Origin of the sequence: Sphingomonas sp. LaA6.9, assembly GCF_022601895.1 — a bacterium.
Taxonomy (GTDB): domain Bacteria; phylum Pseudomonadota; class Alphaproteobacteria; order Sphingomonadales; family Sphingomonadaceae; genus Sphingobium_A.
Genome location: NZ_JAKVIO010000016.1, coordinates 70,856 through 84,990 on the forward strand (window position 1 = coordinate 70,856; position 14,135 = coordinate 84,990).

15 protein-coding genes are annotated in these 14,135 nt (G+C 62.3%); 8 read left to right on the forward strand and 7 right to left on the reverse strand.

All coding sequences use genetic code 11. From position 1 onward, the window contains the following. Nucleotides 1-46 precede the first annotated feature (46 nt). A complete protein-coding gene (locus MKI88_RS10260; protein ID WP_348636254.1) occupies nucleotides 47-2,431 on the forward strand; it encodes a glycoside hydrolase family 127 protein in 2,385 nt (794 codons plus the stop codon). Nucleotides 2,432-2,517: 86 nt separating this feature from the next. On the opposite strand, the gene MKI88_RS10265 is transcribed toward MKI88_RS10260, so the two are convergent. After that, nucleotides 2,518-5,241 (reverse strand): DUF5695 domain-containing protein, encoded by a 2,724-nt coding sequence (locus MKI88_RS10265; protein ID WP_241631271.1) that lies wholly within the window; start codon nucleotides 5,239-5,241, stop codon nucleotides 2,518-2,520. 822 nt (nucleotides 5,242-6,063) lie between these two features. Here MKI88_RS10265 and MKI88_RS10270 point away from each other — a divergent pair. Continuing rightward, nucleotides 6,064-6,264: a hypothetical protein gene (locus MKI88_RS10270; RefSeq protein ID WP_241631272.1), complete on the forward strand. Its 201-nt coding sequence runs from the start codon at nucleotides 6,064-6,066 to the stop codon at nucleotides 6,262-6,264. Next, nucleotides 6,261-6,539 (forward strand): hypothetical protein, encoded by a 279-nt coding sequence (locus MKI88_RS10275; protein ID WP_241631273.1) that lies wholly within the window; start codon nucleotides 6,261-6,263, stop codon nucleotides 6,537-6,539. Before MKI88_RS10270 ends, MKI88_RS10275 begins: the two co-directional genes overlap by 4 nt. Before the next feature lie 451 nt (nucleotides 6,540-6,990). Here the strand turns inward: MKI88_RS10275 and MKI88_RS10285 are convergent, their stop codons facing one another. Further along, nucleotides 6,991-7,518 carry a hemerythrin domain-containing protein gene (locus tag MKI88_RS10285; RefSeq protein WP_241631277.1) on the reverse strand — a complete coding sequence of 176 codons (528 nt, stop codon included), beginning with the start codon at nucleotides 7,516-7,518 and terminating at the stop codon, nucleotides 6,991-6,993. Between the two features lie 436 nt (nucleotides 7,519-7,954). On the opposite strand from MKI88_RS10285, the gene MKI88_RS10290 reads away from it, so the two are divergent. Together MKI88_RS10290 and MKI88_RS10295 are read left to right on the forward strand one after the other, a co-directional pair. After that, entirely contained in the window at nucleotides 7,955-8,371 is a 417-nt protein-coding gene (locus tag MKI88_RS10290) for a hypothetical protein (RefSeq protein WP_241631279.1), read from the forward strand. A gap of 36 nt (nucleotides 8,372-8,407) precedes the next feature. Next, nucleotides 8,408-9,529 (forward strand): PHB depolymerase family esterase, encoded by a 1,122-nt coding sequence (locus MKI88_RS10295; RefSeq protein ID WP_241631280.1) that lies wholly within the window; start codon nucleotides 8,408-8,410, stop codon nucleotides 9,527-9,529. A gap of 306 nt (nucleotides 9,530-9,835) precedes the next feature. On the opposite strand, the gene MKI88_RS10300 is transcribed toward MKI88_RS10295, so the two are convergent. After that, nucleotides 9,836-10,855 carry a sensor histidine kinase gene (locus MKI88_RS10300; RefSeq protein WP_241631282.1) on the reverse strand — a complete coding sequence of 340 codons (1,020 nt, stop codon included), beginning with the start codon at nucleotides 10,853-10,855 and terminating at the stop codon, nucleotides 9,836-9,838. A gap of 299 nt (nucleotides 10,856-11,154) precedes the next feature. Here MKI88_RS10300 and MKI88_RS10305 point away from each other — a divergent pair, with 299 nt between their 5' ends. From MKI88_RS10305 to MKI88_RS10315, 3 genes are all read left to right on the forward strand, one after another. Beyond that, nucleotides 11,155-11,703, forward strand: coding sequence for a glycine zipper 2TM domain-containing protein (locus MKI88_RS10305; RefSeq protein WP_241631285.1), 549 nt, complete (start codon nucleotides 11,155-11,157; stop codon nucleotides 11,701-11,703). Between the two features lie 87 nt (nucleotides 11,704-11,790). Next, a complete protein-coding gene (locus MKI88_RS10310; protein WP_241631286.1) occupies nucleotides 11,791-11,982 on the forward strand; it encodes a hypothetical protein in 192 nt (63 codons plus the stop codon). Continuing rightward, nucleotides 11,979-12,218 (forward strand): hypothetical protein, encoded by a 240-nt coding sequence (locus MKI88_RS10315; RefSeq protein WP_241631287.1) that lies wholly within the window; start codon nucleotides 11,979-11,981, stop codon nucleotides 12,216-12,218. Before MKI88_RS10310 ends, MKI88_RS10315 begins: the two co-directional genes overlap by 4 nt. A 218-nt stretch (nucleotides 12,219-12,436) precedes the next feature. On the opposite strand, the gene MKI88_RS10320 is transcribed toward MKI88_RS10315, so the two are convergent. The 4 genes from MKI88_RS10320 to MKI88_RS10335 all read right to left on the reverse strand — a co-directional run bounded on the left by MKI88_RS10320 (nucleotide 12,437) and on the right by MKI88_RS10335 (nucleotide 13,857). Beyond that, the gene (locus tag MKI88_RS10320) at nucleotides 12,437-12,655 is read right to left on the reverse strand and encodes a helix-turn-helix transcriptional regulator (protein ID WP_241631290.1); all 219 of its coding nucleotides are present in this window, start codon (nucleotides 12,653-12,655) and stop codon (nucleotides 12,437-12,439) included. Beyond that, nucleotides 12,652-12,999, reverse strand: a complete 348-nt coding sequence (locus MKI88_RS10325) for an antitoxin Xre/MbcA/ParS toxin-binding domain-containing protein (RefSeq protein ID WP_241631291.1) — start codon at nucleotides 12,997-12,999, stop codon at nucleotides 12,652-12,654. Before MKI88_RS10325 ends, MKI88_RS10320 begins: the two co-directional genes overlap by 4 nt. A 525-nt stretch (nucleotides 13,000-13,524) precedes the next feature. Further along, nucleotides 13,525-13,674 (reverse strand): hypothetical protein, encoded by a 150-nt coding sequence (locus MKI88_RS10330; RefSeq protein ID WP_241631292.1) that lies wholly within the window; start codon nucleotides 13,672-13,674, stop codon nucleotides 13,525-13,527. A 24-nt stretch (nucleotides 13,675-13,698) separates the two neighbouring features. After that, entirely contained in the window at nucleotides 13,699-13,857 is a 159-nt protein-coding gene (locus tag MKI88_RS10335; protein WP_241631293.1) for a hypothetical protein, read from the reverse strand. Nucleotides 13,858-14,135: the final 278 nt, after the last annotated feature.

Below are 14,135 nucleotides of genomic sequence, written 5' to 3' on the forward strand. Positions count from 1 at the left end.
CTTGCCCATGCAACTGTCCGACAAATTGACCGAGGGAGGGACTATAATGACCGATCACGGGCCCTGCGCCAGCCGCCGCGAGCTTCTTTACGGTGTAGCGCTCAGCGCGATGATCGCTGGCGTTCCGACCATTGCGCGCGCGGCCACGACAGCGACCGCCCTCCCCGCGAGGGCGAAAGCGCTGCCGCTTGCCGACGTCCGCTTGCTGCCTTCGCATTTCCTCGACGCGGTCGAGGCCAATCGACGCTATCTCATGTCGCTGGAGCCCGATCGGCTCCTCCACAATTATCACAAGTTCGCCGGCCTCCCGACGAAGGGCGCGATCTATGGCGGCTGGGAAAGCGACACGATCGCGGGCGAAGCGCTTGGCCATTATCTGAGCGCGCTCGCGCTGCTCCATGCACAGACGGGCGACGCCGAGGCAAAGCAGCGCATCGACTATATCATCGACGAACTCGCGCGCTGCCAGTCGGCGCATGGCGACGGCTATGTCGCTGGCTTCATGCGCAAGCGCAAGGACGGCAAGGTTGTCGACGGCAAGGAGATCTTTCCCGAGATCATGCGCGGTGAGATCCGCTCGGCGGGCTTCGACCTCAACGGCTGCTGGGTCCCCTTCTACAACTGGCACAAGCTCTTCGCAGGGCTCATGGACGCACAGGCACTGACGGGCAATCGCAAGGCGGTGCCCGTCGCGGTCGCGCTCGGCGGCTATATCGAAAAGGTCTTCGCCGCGCTCGACGATGCGCAGACCCAGACCGTGCTCGACTGCGAGCATGGGGGCATCAACGAGAGCTTCGCCGAGCTCTACGCGCGCACCAGTGACAAGCGGTGGCTTGCGCTTTCAGAGCGGCTCTATCACCACAAGGTTCTCGATCCGATGGTGGCGAAGCGCGACGAGCTCGCCAACATCCATGCCAACACGCAGGTGCCCAAGCTCATCGGCCTCGCGCGCCTTTACGAGCTGACGGGCAACCCCGAGCGCGCGATCGCGGCGCGCTTCTTCTGGGAGCGCGTGACGGGCCATCACAGCTATGTGATCGGCGGCAATGCCGACCGCGAATATTTCTTCGGTCCCGATCGCATCGCCGATCACATCACCGAACAGACCTGCGAATCCTGCAACACCTACAACATGCTCAAGCTCACGCGGCACCTGTTCGCCTGGGCGCCCGAGGGTGCGCTGTTCGACTATTATGAGCGCGCGCACCTCAACCACATCCTCGCGCACCAGAACCCCAGGACCGGCATGTTCACCTATATGATGCCGCTGATGTCGGGCACGAAGCGCGAGTGGTCCGATCCCTTCGACAGCTTCTGGTGCTGTGTCTGCTCGGGCATGGAAAGCCACGCCAAGCACGGCGACTCGATCTGGTGGGAGGGCGACGACACGCTGTTCGTCAATCTCTTCATCCCCTCGCGCGCCGAATGGAAGGCGCAGAGCGCGAGCTTCGAGATCGCGACGCGCTATCCCTATGAAGGTCGCGTCGAGCTCAAGGTCGCCGAACTCAAGGGTTCGGGGCGTTTTGCGGTTGCGCTGCGTATTCCCGGCTGGGCGAAGCAGTCGTCGATCCAGGTCAACGGCAAGCCCGTCGGGGCGGTCACGGGCAATGGCTATGCCGTCGTGCGCCGCCGCTGGAAGGCGGGCGATGTCGTCACGCTCGACCTGCCGCTCGACCTCCGCCTCGAAGCTACGCCGGGCAATGACGACGTCGTCGCTGTACTGCGCGGCCCGATGGTGCTCGCCGCCGATCTCGGCGCGGCCGAAACGCCCTTCGACGCCGCAGCCCCCGCGCTCGTCGGCAGCGACATCGTCGCGGGCTTCCAGCCCGTAGCGCTCACGGATGCGACCTATCGCTCGCAGGGCATCGGGCGCCCGGGCGACATGAGCTTCGGGCCCTTCTACCGCAACTATGAGCGCCGCAGCGCGGTCTATTTCCGGCGCTTCACCGATGCCGAATGGGCGAAGGCCGAGGTCGCCTATGCCGCCGAACAGGCGCGGCTGAAGGATCTGGCGGCGCGCTCGGTCGATGTGATGCACCTCGGCGAAATGCAGCCCGAACGCGATCACGCGCTGACGTCGGACATCTCCTACCCCGTCGTCTATCGCGGACGGAACGGGCGCGATGCGCGCACGGGCGGCTTCTTCGAGTTCACTATGAAGGTGAAGCCCGGCCCGCTGATGCTGCAGGCAACCTATTGGGGCGAGGAGCGCAAGCGCCTCTTCCACATCCTCGTCGACGGCAAGCGCGTCGCGTCGCAGACGCTCAACAGCGAGAAGCCCGGCGAGTTCTTCGACGTGGAATATGCAATCCCAGAGGCGCTGACCAGGGGCAAGAAGCAGGTCAAGATCCGCTTCGAGCCCGAACCCGGCAACACCGCGGGCCCCGTCTTCGGCGTCACGATCTTCACGCCCAGGACGACCACAGCCTGAAACACAAGGGACCCCGGCTTGCACCGGGTCCCGGGTTCGAGTTGCGATGCGTATGAAGGGGCCCCGGCGCAAGCCGGGGCCCTTTTTCATTCGGGGCTCAGTTCGACCTGCACCGCCTTGTCGCCCAGCGCCACGGCATAGCCACCGCGCTCGGCGCTCGTGCCGGCTCCCGCACGATAGCGCGCCTTGCCCGCCACCGTCGTCTCGACATTGAGCCACGCGCGCGGCGTGTGCGCATCGGCTGGCGCCAGCGTCACGCGCACGCGTTTCGTCTTCGGATCATAGTCGACGCGCTCGAAGCGCCCGGCGTCGAGCGTCAGCCAGAGGCCCGCGGGCGCGACGAAGACGCGCGAGCGGAAGCTGTCCTTCGGCACGATGCTGACGGAGCCCCCCTTCGACGCGACCTCGCCGCCAAAGCCGATCCAGCCGAAGGTCGGATGATCCACGAGATAGGACGCGGTCTCCCAGACATGGCCGAAAAAGCCCATGCCATAGTCGCCGTTATAGGCGTCGAAGCGCATCATGTCGGGAAAGGAATGGAAGGCCGCGGAGCCGAAGCCATCCTGATCGATATTGGTCGTCGTCCCCATCAGCCCGCCATAGGCGACGCGCAGCAGATGGATGTCCTTGGGATCGCGGCGATAGCTGTCGAAGAGCGGGATCGCGTTGTTGGCCGAACCATAATGGTGGAGCTGGCGCTCGATCCGCTTGACCTTGCCCGCATATTGGAAATCCCAGTAGCGGCGCGCACTGCCATTATAGCCCCAGTGCGGGATCGTCGGGTCATAGCCAAGGATCACCTCGCGGGTCAGGTCGGCCTTCTCGTCGTCGCCGAAGTAGCGCATCCAGGCATAGACCTCTTCCTGCCCCGTCGAATCCCACGGCATCTCGCTCCCGAACGGGAAGTCCTCGCTCCGCCAACGCTCGGCGCGGCCCTGCATCACCGCCTCGAGCGCGCGCGCCTCGGCATCCAGACCTTCGCGCTTCAGATCGTCGAGGATGTCGACGAAAACGTCGCCCTCCATCTGGCCATATTGCGCATAGTGCGGCGCGAGGCGGACCATCGCCATCGAGGTTTCGTAGGCACGGTTCAGATACCAGCGCCAGTCATGCGCCTTGACCAGCCCCTCATGATAGCGTGCGAGGCGGTACAGCACCCATTGCGCCGCCGCCACATGGACATAATTGAAGGAACGGCCGACCGAATCCGCGCCCTTTTTGTCCCATGCCGACCAGAGCTTCCAGTCGGTCGCGGGATCATAGGCGAAGCCGGGCCTGGCCTTGGGATCGTAGTAGAACAGGCTCTTGCGGACCCCGAACCTGTCCTTGCCCTCGTTCACCTGAAGCCGCCCGTCGAGCGTCTCGGTGACGAAGCGCTCGAACTTCACGACCTCGACCGCATCGGGCTGGCCGAGCTGCTTCATGATGCCCGCAAGCCATGCGCCCGCCCCGCCCTCGTCGCTGAGGCCCGCCATCCAGACGCGGTCTTCCTGCAGCACCATCTGGTTGGCGTCGCGGTCGTAGCTCATCAGCGATGGCGAGCGGCCGAATGCGTCGGCGGGATTGTCGTACCAATGCTTGTCGAACAGGAAGCGGCCGAGATCCGAAACCGCGGTGGCGCTCGGCTTGGTCACGAAATAATGGACCGCCTGCACGCTGCCGTCGGCATAGGCGACTTCGATGCGCGCCCGCCCCCAGGCATTGCCCTTGAGGCGATAGCGCGCCCAGCCTTTGGCCGATCCCGCGCGCGTCACGTCGATCGCGCCCGCCGGGCTGACGGTGATCGCCTTCACCGCCGATCGGGCTTTCAGGAAGAGATCGCCGGGCAGGTCGGTCGGCAGCACATAGCCGGGAATGCCGACCGCCACCGGACGCCCCTCTGCGGTGAGCGTGTCCTCGATCTTGCGGATCGCGGGCGCGGTTGCGAAGCGCACGCCGATCTCGCGCGTTTCGCCGGGCACCAGCGTGAACGAGCTCGGCGCATTCCACTGCTCGACGCCCTTCCATTCGGTCTCGGCAAAGCCCTTGCTTGCCACCATCCACTGGTGAAACCCCTCGAAGGTGATTCCGCGTTTGGTCGGGTCATTGAAGGGCTTGATGCTGCCATCCGCATTCTTCTGATCGAGGATGGGCTTCCACGCCTCGAGCGGCGTGCGGCCATCCGGCAGCACGAGCAGCGCGGGCCCCTTGCCGTTCAGCCGCGTTACCTGAACATAGCCTGCGTCACGCCCGATATAGGGGTCCGCAAAACTCGCCTTTGCGTGCGCCTCCTCAAGCGAGCGATCGGTGATGATGTTGTTGAACACCATCGGGATGCCGAGACCGCCCATCTCGATCGCCCGGTCGCGCGTGTTGGTCAGGCGAAAGCGCAGCGCGAGCTTGCCGTCCTCGACGATCCAGCGCCGCTCGACACGAAGCCCGACCCCTGTGCCGAGATCGCCGCCCAGATCGGCCGCGGCAAGCACGTTGCCGCCTGCCGCCAGTGCACGGACGGGTGCGCGCCGCGCAGCGGTCGAATAGTCGCGCCATTCCGTCTCCCCCGCGAAGCGGACGCGCAGGTCGATATCTCCGACATTGTAATAGCCATCACCCAGGCGCTGTGCGGCACGATCGGACGGTGCGAAGTCGACGCCATCGCCGCCCTTGGGCACAAGCGAAACCAGCGTCTGGGACATCGGGTCGAGCGAAACTGTGAATTGCGCGGTTTCGAAGCGCAGGGGAGACGCGGTCGGCGAGGCGGCCTGATCGGCGGGCGTCGCATTGCCCTGCATGACCGGCGCCGCGATCAGAAGTCCGAGTGGCGCCATCATCACGGCAAGCCGTTGGCAACGACCAGACATCCCTTTTTTCATACCGCACAACTCCCTTGTCCGTGCATCGCGAAAGCCGGAAAACCGGCGCCTCGCATTACTCAGACAAAAGTATACTTTCTACAATATGTCAACGGCACGCCGGAGTCGCGCGAATTTGACCGACAGCGCTTCTGCTCCCGGGACATCAGAGGCAGCCACTGACGGCAATAGTCGTACATGTTGGCAGGCGTTCATATCCGCGACGAGCACGCTCCTGACCGGACATGCCCGGACAGGACGCGCTTTCCGAGCAGAAAGGAGCCGGTCGTTCGCTCATATGGCGGTGCGCCCGCTCCTCGCGCCCGTGCAATGCATCCGGCCGCACATCGGCGAATTGCCGCCGTCGCTCGGCTAGGTCCGGGATTCTAGTTTAGCGACAGTTTGCTGGACTGTTCCGACCACGGTTAGCGTCTCGATTTCGGTGAAGTGGATTCGTGAAGTCGGTTTGTCGGATGCCCGATACGGTCGAACATATTGAACATTGTCCGCATTTACCGCGACCTGCTCACCGTTATCCAGCTCGAATACTGCGAATCTTGCCATTGTCGGAGCGTATCAGTTCATCGGCAGATACCCAAGCTGCGCGAAATTGTCATGGACGGCCGTAGCGGTCCGGATTGGTTGCGCCAGCCGAAATCGCTGCGGAAGCTGGCACAGCGCCTCTGATTGTAGTGGCGCGCAGATCGTTTTAGGTCCACAACGAGACATTGGCGCCAGGGGCATTCAAGCACAGCGCTGACTGACAGCAAACACTGCCGCTTGTAGGAACGGAGCTCGGACATGGGCACGACCAACAATGGCGACTATTTTGAACGGCGTATGCACGAGTGCATCAGCGCTGCCACGCAAGCCAGCGACCGGACCGTCGCGAGGGTTCATCTGAACTTCGCGAGTCAATATCAGATCGCCGCCGATGAATTTCGCCGCCAAAAGGAAAATTATGGGCTTGGCATGCTACGCGCTGAGGAGTGCGCATCATGACTGCGGTGAGCAAAACTGAGAATTGCCTGGCGATGGCGCACGAATGCATGTGCCGAGCCCAAGCGGAGCCCCTTCCCGAAGTTCGCAGGAAATTCCTGGTATCGGCCAATCAGTGGATTTTCCTGGGAACTCGTGCGCTCGGGCTCGAACTGAAAAAGCAACTGGCGGCGCAGCGACAACAGGAGCTTGAAGGCAAGGTTGGGCCGGGCGAACTTAAGCACGGCTGGCCGACAAGCAGCGCTGTCCCCATCAGTGCCGATCCTCGCATCACATAGCCGGCCTGGATCATCGAGCAGGGGTGTCAGGCGCTGCGACGTGAATTACCCCCTCAGCAGTGCCGGCCCTATGCGCCCCGACAAACTGCTCACTCAAGCCAAGGGTCAAGCATCGGGCTTCCGCTCAGCACAATATTGTTCGGCAATTACTGCAGCGGTGATCAGACTGTGACCTGTCCGGGCGGCGGCATCGGGCGTCATTGTTATCGCGACGCCGTCTGGCCCGTCCAGCACCACCAACCCGCCCTCCGCGCTCGCGATACCCGGACTTGTCAGCGGCTGAAGGCCATAAGGAATGCGGGTCATCGGCAGCGCCCAACAGGAAAATAGCCGTCGTGGTTGAACTGAAGAAGTCCGGTTACGCTTTCGCCCGGCCTGGGCAACATGTGCCCAGGCCTGCTGTACGAGAACCAGCCCGCCCCTGGATCGCATGACCGGTTCGCCAAAATCCCTAGAGCCCCGCTTCGGCCATGAGTTCGGCCTTGCGCTTCGCCAATTCGGCACCAAGCGCTTTGAGATCGAGGTCGCTCTCGCGGCTCTCGGGAAACATCTCGCTTTCCTCCTCCTCGACGTGGTGATTGATGTACTCACCGAGTACCGTGACCTTGGCGTCGAACAGCCGGTCCCCCGCCTTCATCGCCCGGATTTCGGCGATCAGCTGCTTGGCACTGGCATGCTCCACCTCGGCCTCGTCGAGCAGATCGTCGTCATCGATCTCCGCGCGGGCGGCGGGGTAGTAAATTTCTTCCTCTATCTGGGCATGGACGGTCAGCGCGAGACAGATCTTGTCTGCCAGCGCCTGCTTTTCGGCGTCGTCTTTCAGTTTCTCATAATCGGCGAAGTAGCCTTTCACTTCCTTGTGATCGCCCTTGAGCAGCTTGATTGCATCGGCGGGTTTGGCGCCGTCGGGAGCCGTCTTGTGCCCGGCCTTCGAACCGGATTTTGAGGAGGGTTTGGATTGGGTTTCCGTGGCGGACATGAATTGTCTCCGGGGCGTTTGGAACGCCACCGCGGCGGCCCTTACATGGGAGAGAACGCGCCGAGGATCACAATGACCCCAAACAATCGCGGCTATTGATATGCATCAATATGATTTCGTGGCGGATCGGGCCATTTCTCTCAGCTGACGGCGAAAATAGCTTTCGTCAAACCCGGAAAATTCAGGTCTGCATAGGGCCTGGCGGCCCGAACAGCGTTGCTATGCTCACTCCAAACCGCAAGCCAGCCGCGTCACGTTCGCGGCGATCCATGCTTTGCGATGTTAACCCGCCAAGAGCTCACCGTCAGCGGCTTAGCCTTCGCCCAAAAAGGGCGGAGCAATCGCGATTGTGAAATGATGGCCATCTGCCGCTTGAGCGCCTTGAACGTCGCCGTCAACATCCCTATACCATCCACATGGATGGTGGAGACGCAACATGTCTGCAAAGGTTCACGAGCTCAGGCCGAAGGCGGACAGCGAGAAAATCACGATCAATCTGGGCTTTGTCGATCTCGGCCATATCGACCTGCTTGTCCGCGACGGCTTTTACTCCAACCGCACCGACTTCATCCGCACCGCAATCCGCAACCAGCTGGAGCGGCACGGCGAAGCCTCCCGGAAGTCAGTAATCCGCAAGCAGCTCGATCTCGGCATCAGCCACTACACCCGCGCGCAGCTGGAAGAGGTGGTCGCGGCGGGCGACATGCTCGACATCCGTGTGCTCGGACTCGCGACGATTGCCGCCGATGTCTCGCCCGATCTGGCCAGCGCGGCGATCCGTTCGCTTACGGTATTGGGCGCACTCCATGCCAGCGCTCCAGTCAAGGCCGCGCTGGCGGGCCGCATTACCTGATCTATCGTCCCACTCCTGCCCCAAAGGAACACCTGAATGACGATGACACTCCATCCCGCCATGGCCGAGGCGCTGCGCTTGACCCGTGCGGGCAACCTCGCTGAGGCGACGGCGCTCATCCAATCGACGCTCGCAGGTGGGGCGCAGGCAGACCCCTCGCCGCCGACCGCCGCGTCGTGCGACATCATCGACCTGAAGCCTTGTCGCGTGATGGTTTCGTCACCAGAGCGCGCGGTGCCGCGGGAGGTGCGCGTATTGCACAGCACCGTGCCACCAGGCGCTGCCGGCACATTCAACGAACAAAACTACAGCGGCGCGGCAGGCAGTTTGGCATATCGGCTCTACATTCCCCATGGCGCCACTGCCGGGATGCCGCTCGTTGTCATGCTGCACGGCTGCACGCAATCTCCGGAGGACTTCGCGCGCGGGACCGACATGAACCGGCTCGCCGACGAGTTCGGCTTCCTGGTGGCCTACCCCAGCCAAACCAGGGGCCGGAACGCGCAAAAATGCTGGAACTGGTTCAAGCCGGGCGATCAACGGCGTGATCGCGGCGAGCCGGCACTCATCGCCGGAATCACGCGCCAGGTGATCGCCGACCAGCGCGCGGACGCCGCCCGCGTCTACGTCGCGGGATTGTCGGCAGGTGGCGCAGCGGCTGCGATCATGGGGGCTGCCTATCCCGATCTTTACGCCGCAATTGGCATCCATTCCGGGCTGGCCTGCGGAGCTGCGCGCGACCTGCCGAGCGCCCTGGCGGCCATGCGAAGCGGCGGCAGCGCGGGCTCCACCACGAACGGTAGCCGTTTCGTGCCGGTCATTACCTTCCACGGCGATCGTGATACCACCGTGCACCAGATCAATAGCCGTCAGATAATCGCGGCCGCTTACGCCGCAGCCGGGGGATTTCTCCAAACCCGCACCGAGACCGGCCGCAGCGCCGGAGGCCGCGGATATACATGCGACAAAAGTGTTGATGACAAGGGTCAGGTACTGATCGAGCAATGGACAATCCACGGCGCCGGGCATGCCTGGTCCGGCGGGAACAACTTGGGCTCGTACACCGACCCGACCGGCCCCGATGCTTCGCGCGAGATGCTGCGTTTCTTCCTGGATCACCGATCGATGAGCAACACGCATAGCGGGTCAACCCGATGAACCACCACTCGTTCACCCGGTGCCGTTCAAACTCGGACGACGAAAGCTGAATGGTGATCGCCTCATCAACTGGACGATTTGCACCTGGTGTCCATGCGGCGCGTTGCACGGGATCTGCGCAGGATAGAACGCTGCAACGGGCCTGTTTAATCAGGATTCCCCGCTCCGAGAGGGACGGCTCGATGATGCGCTCGAGTTTGATGACGCCGACGGCCGGCGCATCTCCACATAATGTGGCGTTTCAAAGCCGGGCAACTGAACCAGATTCGGCGGCGAGGATTTGGAGCCGGTGGCCGCCACGATCGGCTATGCATGGACGATCGAGACCGCAGTTCCCGGATTTGCATCGGCGATACGGACGCGGGCGTCCAGCTGCTTTGCGATAGCCTCGACGATACTGGTACCGAGGCCGGGCTTGCCCCGCTCGAGATCCACAGGCATCCCGACGCCGTTGTCGGTTACCGACAATGTCCATTCGGCACCACGAGACTGATAGTCGACGGTGATCTTGCCCTGACGATACCCCGGAAAAGCGTGCTTCAAGGCGTTGATCACGAGCTCGGTGACGACCAGTCCAAGGCTCACCGAGACATCCGCGCTGGTGACGCTTTCGTCAGCGCTCACCTCCAGTGAAAGCTGATTGTGGTCGCGGATCATCGATGCGCGAATGCTCTCGCACAATTCCGTGAAATAGGCGCGCAAGTGAACATCGCCGAGTTTGGAAGCCGCGAGTTGCCGCTGAACGGCGGCGACCGACATGACCCGGTTGTGCGCGTCATGAAGGTGACCACGCGTCTCGTCCGACGTCACCCTGCGCGCGCTTTGCATCAGCACGCTGGCGATGATCTGAAGACTATTGGCGACGCGGTGCTGAAGTTCCTGGAGCAGGATCGCCTTTTCCCGCAGCAAGTCATCCTTGAGCTTCTCGTGGAGCCGGGCATCGGTAACATCGGATATGGTCAGAAGCAGCCGCACGGTATCCCCGTCGAAATGGTCGAGCTTCTGGGCGCTGAGCACCAGATGGCGAGCGTCCTGACCCGCGCGCGTGAGGTCCATCTCATAGGCGTCGATTTCCGCATGCCCCGAGGCGGTGGCCCTGAGCAGCGAGCCGAGCTGGGGCACATCCCATTCGCCCGCTCCCAACCCCGCCAGCGGACGGCCTGGCACGGTGGCCGGCTCGATCTGAAATGCACGCGAGAACGACGTGCTCGCCGCAATGACGGTGAGATCGCCATCGAGAAGCAGGACCGGCGCGTAGGAGGAGGCGATCACCGCCAGCATGAGGCTGTTTGCGGCTTCGGGATGAACGGGCGTGCGGATATCCATGACTGGACCCTCGGGACCGGAGGCTCGCGGAGCGAAAGCCATACCCGGTAGATAGCGGCGGGATCACGCGGCCTTCGAATCGGGCCCGTCAGTGCTCGCTTGGCGAGCGTAGCACAAATTTCGTCGCAATTCACACACTTTCCAAAATTAACAATAATATTCATGCGTATGACAACTGTTTAATATTTGCATTTTTTCTTATACGTTTCATGAGCAGAACTTTATTTTTATTGAACGAAACTTTATTTTATTAGCCAGCGTTCTTCATACGATCCTATTAAGGATCAGGAGCAAAACGAATGAAAATGATGATTTTGGCCGCCACCGTGCTGGCCGTCACCATCCCCGCCGCGCCCACGCTGGCCCGGACCAATCACACCGAACAGGAATTTCGCAAGGACGTGAGCTGGGCCGAAAGGGAATATGCCGAGGACATGCGCGACGCCGACAATCCCCGCGAGGCCCGCGAAGCGCGGCGCGAATACGACCGCAACATGCGCGAGGCAAATCGCAACGCGCGCGGCTGGCACCGGTACAGCAATTACGACTGGGATCGCTACGAGCCCGGAAGAAATGATTATGACGCCGGCCGCTATTATCGCAGCGGCAATTATTACCAGACCCGTACGCTCGCCTATGACGACCGCGTCTATCGTGGCCAGAACGGGCGCTATTATTGTCGCCGTCCCGACGGTACTACCGGCCTCATCATCGGCGGCGCTGCTGGCGGTCTGGCCGGCAACACGATCGTGCGCGGCGACAGCAAGACGCTCGGCACGGTCATCGGCGCTGCGGGCGGCGCGCTCGTCGGCCGCGAGATCGAACGCAGCAATGTCCGCTGCCGCTAAATCTTGGGCGACAAGCGAGTGAAGCAAGGAGACGGCGGCCGGTGGCCGCCGTCCCGACATCCATTCCGTCTGTAATGAGGTGACGAGATGCACCGACCGACCACCATCGAGCGTGCCTATCAGCTGGCGCGGTCCGGCACCTGCGCGAGCGTTCAGGACATTCGCCAGCAGTTGAACCACGAACATCATGAAGCTGTCGAAGCCCATCTGCTCGGCCCGACAATCGTCCACCATCTGAGAGAGCTATGCCAAAGGGCCGCTCATGGCGTCACAAAGTGACCAAAGTGCGCCGCGCGGCAGCTTTGCTTGTAACTATTGCGGTCCTCGCGGGTTGCGACCGGTCGCCGCCGCCAACCGCGGCGGAGGAAGTGCGGGTCGCACGCGCGATGACCAGGATGAATGCCGAGCAGCTTCGCACCGACAATGTCGCAAGCGCGAAAAAGGCGCACGCCGATGCCGCAAGGCGCGAGGCTCAGTTGGCGGACGACAGGCGCGCGCGCTCTATCGCAGATTAATCGCGCGTCGTGCCCGATGTAGAATACAGGCGCGGGCTGTGGCGTTATGCGATTGATGTATCACGCTCTATCGCGCCGAGGGCATCTGCGTCCCTTGGAATGTTGCGCCGGTGGCAGGCTTGGTGCGTTCGATCACCAAAGCGAACTGCGCAGGAGCGCGACCAGCACAACCGACCTCTCCAACGCTGCGCCAATGGGCGGTCGGCCTGGATGGCTAACTACAGGTCAAAATATCCACATTGAAATGCGCGCACCATCAAATGCGTGCGGTTGCGTGCGCCCGTCTTCGCTATCAGGTTCTCGAAATGCTGATCGACGATGCGCGGCGTGGTCATCAGCTCTCGAGCGATTTCCTTTGCCGACAGGCCCTGAGATGCAAAGCTCAGCAACTGGATTTCGCGATCACTCAGCGGGGCGGCCGGAAGGCGTCCGCTCATTTCTTACGCGGGCATGGCGCGATGGCGGAAAGGACCGTTTCCACCGCGTCGAAGCCCGCCACGCTGGCAATCGCCATATCGATCGGCCGCGCATTGAGGTTCCGATTATGCTGATTGAGAAACGCGAGGACGTCCGGACCGTTGCCGAGCCAATGCATTGCCCGCCCGACGATCCGTCCCTGCCGCACTAGCTCATCCTCCCCCAATTTGGCGATCTCGGCGTTGCGGCGAAACGCCAGGCGTCGCACTTGCTGCGGCCGCTCTTTGGCATCGATATTCAGGATGTGGCCCGGCTCAGTGCGCTGACGCGGCGTCTTTGAGCTTCGTTGGGATATGATGTCCATGCCGATCTCCCTCATTGCAAGCGGGAGCGCGGTCGTCTCTCTGTCACGAGATGCTTGGAGTCGAAGTCCAGTGATGACGGACAATAGCATGGTTGGGCCGGTCACGCACCGAAATCGCCGTCTGGTGTGGACGCGGCAAGGATCAGCAGTCTCGAGAACGGGTCCGACTGCCGATCGTGAATCCTGCCAGGGTTTCGACAGAGGCGAGGTGTCAGTGCCGTGCCGCCGCAGTCTCGCTGCGCGCCGCCTGGGCGACAGCATCGCTCAGCTTCGTGGAACGATAACCGCCATGCTCGAAAAATCTGTTGGAATGCGTGTGATCCCATAGCGCTTCATCTGCGCTGCAGCTTGCTCGCTGACGGGCAAGGACTGCGACGCCTCATTCATCTCGAAATCAACCGTGATTGGTCTCCGCGAGAGCGGACAACCGCAGAAAGGATCGGTGTCTTGAAAACGGACTGATTGCGTCGGTTTGCAACGCTCCCGCAGTTCGATTTTGGAATGAGGATCGCACTTACGAAGACCTCACAGGGTTTCGGGCAATCGGGGGCTGAATATGAGGACGAGGAAGACGAAGAACAGCGAAAGATGGACCGCCCCTTCGAGCATGGTGGTCCTGGGTATCGAAAAGGTGATTGCGCTGAGGATCAGCGTCACCGCTAGCAGAACCAGCAATCCATACGGGCACGAAGCAAATTCTCATCTCGCACCGCGGTCACGCGCAAGGGCCGCGTTCAGATCCGCCGGATCGATCGAGTAAGTGCTCGAACTCGTTCCCTGGTGCAGCGTAATACGTGTGTCGACCCGGCGAAAGGCGAGACGGTCATTGACGTCCAGCGCCATTTCATCGGTTTCCACGTCGAACGTTCCCGGGGGATGAGGTTCCGTCAAGGGCTTGAGCAGGAATGGCCGAGTGAAAGTCACTGACGACCGTCGGGTAGATATGGTCATGGCGAACTCCCGGCACCTGAGCCGCCTTCGTTCCTCCAATTCTCCACAGCCCGATCCTGATCGCGCCGAGCCGATAAATCACCGCCGCGCATTGCCAGCGCGCCCTCCGGTCGTGTCCCTGATGATGGTGTAGCTCGGTGGGAGCGAAGCTGACCGGCCGCGCGCTACCCATATGCGCTGTAGCG

What these genes read in the sequence shown, in the direction of transcription:
- MKI88_RS10295 (WP_241631280.1), top strand. Translation starts at nt 8,408, where the DNA reads ATGACGATGACACTCCATCCCGCCATGGCCGAGGCGCTGCGCTTGACC.
- MKI88_RS10300 (WP_241631282.1), bottom strand. Translation starts at nt 10,855, where the DNA reads ATGGATATCCGCACGCCCGTTCATCCCGAAGCCGCAAACAGCCTCATG.
- MKI88_RS10260 (WP_348636254.1), top strand. Translation starts at nt 47, where the DNA reads ATGACCGATCACGGGCCCTGCGCCAGCCGCCGCGAGCTTCTTTACGGT.
- MKI88_RS10265 (WP_241631271.1), bottom strand. Translation starts at nt 5,241, where the DNA reads ATGATGGCGCCACTCGGACTTCTGATCGCGGCGCCGGTCATGCAGGGC.
- MKI88_RS10310 (WP_241631286.1), top strand. Translation starts at nt 11,791, where the DNA reads ATGCACCGACCGACCACCATCGAGCGTGCCTATCAGCTGGCGCGGTCC.
- MKI88_RS10270 (WP_241631272.1), top strand. Translation starts at nt 6,064, where the DNA reads ATGGGCACGACCAACAATGGCGACTATTTTGAACGGCGTATGCACGAG.
- MKI88_RS10325 (WP_241631291.1), bottom strand. Translation starts at nt 12,999, where the DNA reads ATGGACATCATATCCCAACGAAGCTCAAAGACGCCGCGTCAGCGCACT.
- MKI88_RS10275 (WP_241631273.1), top strand. Translation starts at nt 6,261, where the DNA reads ATGACTGCGGTGAGCAAAACTGAGAATTGCCTGGCGATGGCGCACGAA.
- MKI88_RS10320 (WP_241631290.1), bottom strand. Translation starts at nt 12,655, where the DNA reads ATGAGCGGACGCCTTCCGGCCGCCCCGCTGAGTGATCGCGAAATCCAG.
- MKI88_RS10305 (WP_241631285.1), top strand. Translation starts at nt 11,155, where the DNA reads ATGAAAATGATGATTTTGGCCGCCACCGTGCTGGCCGTCACCATCCCC.
- MKI88_RS10285 (WP_241631277.1), bottom strand. Translation starts at nt 7,518, where the DNA reads ATGTCCGCCACGGAAACCCAATCCAAACCCTCCTCAAAATCCGGTTCG.
- MKI88_RS10290 (WP_241631279.1), top strand. Translation starts at nt 7,955, where the DNA reads ATGTCTGCAAAGGTTCACGAGCTCAGGCCGAAGGCGGACAGCGAGAAA.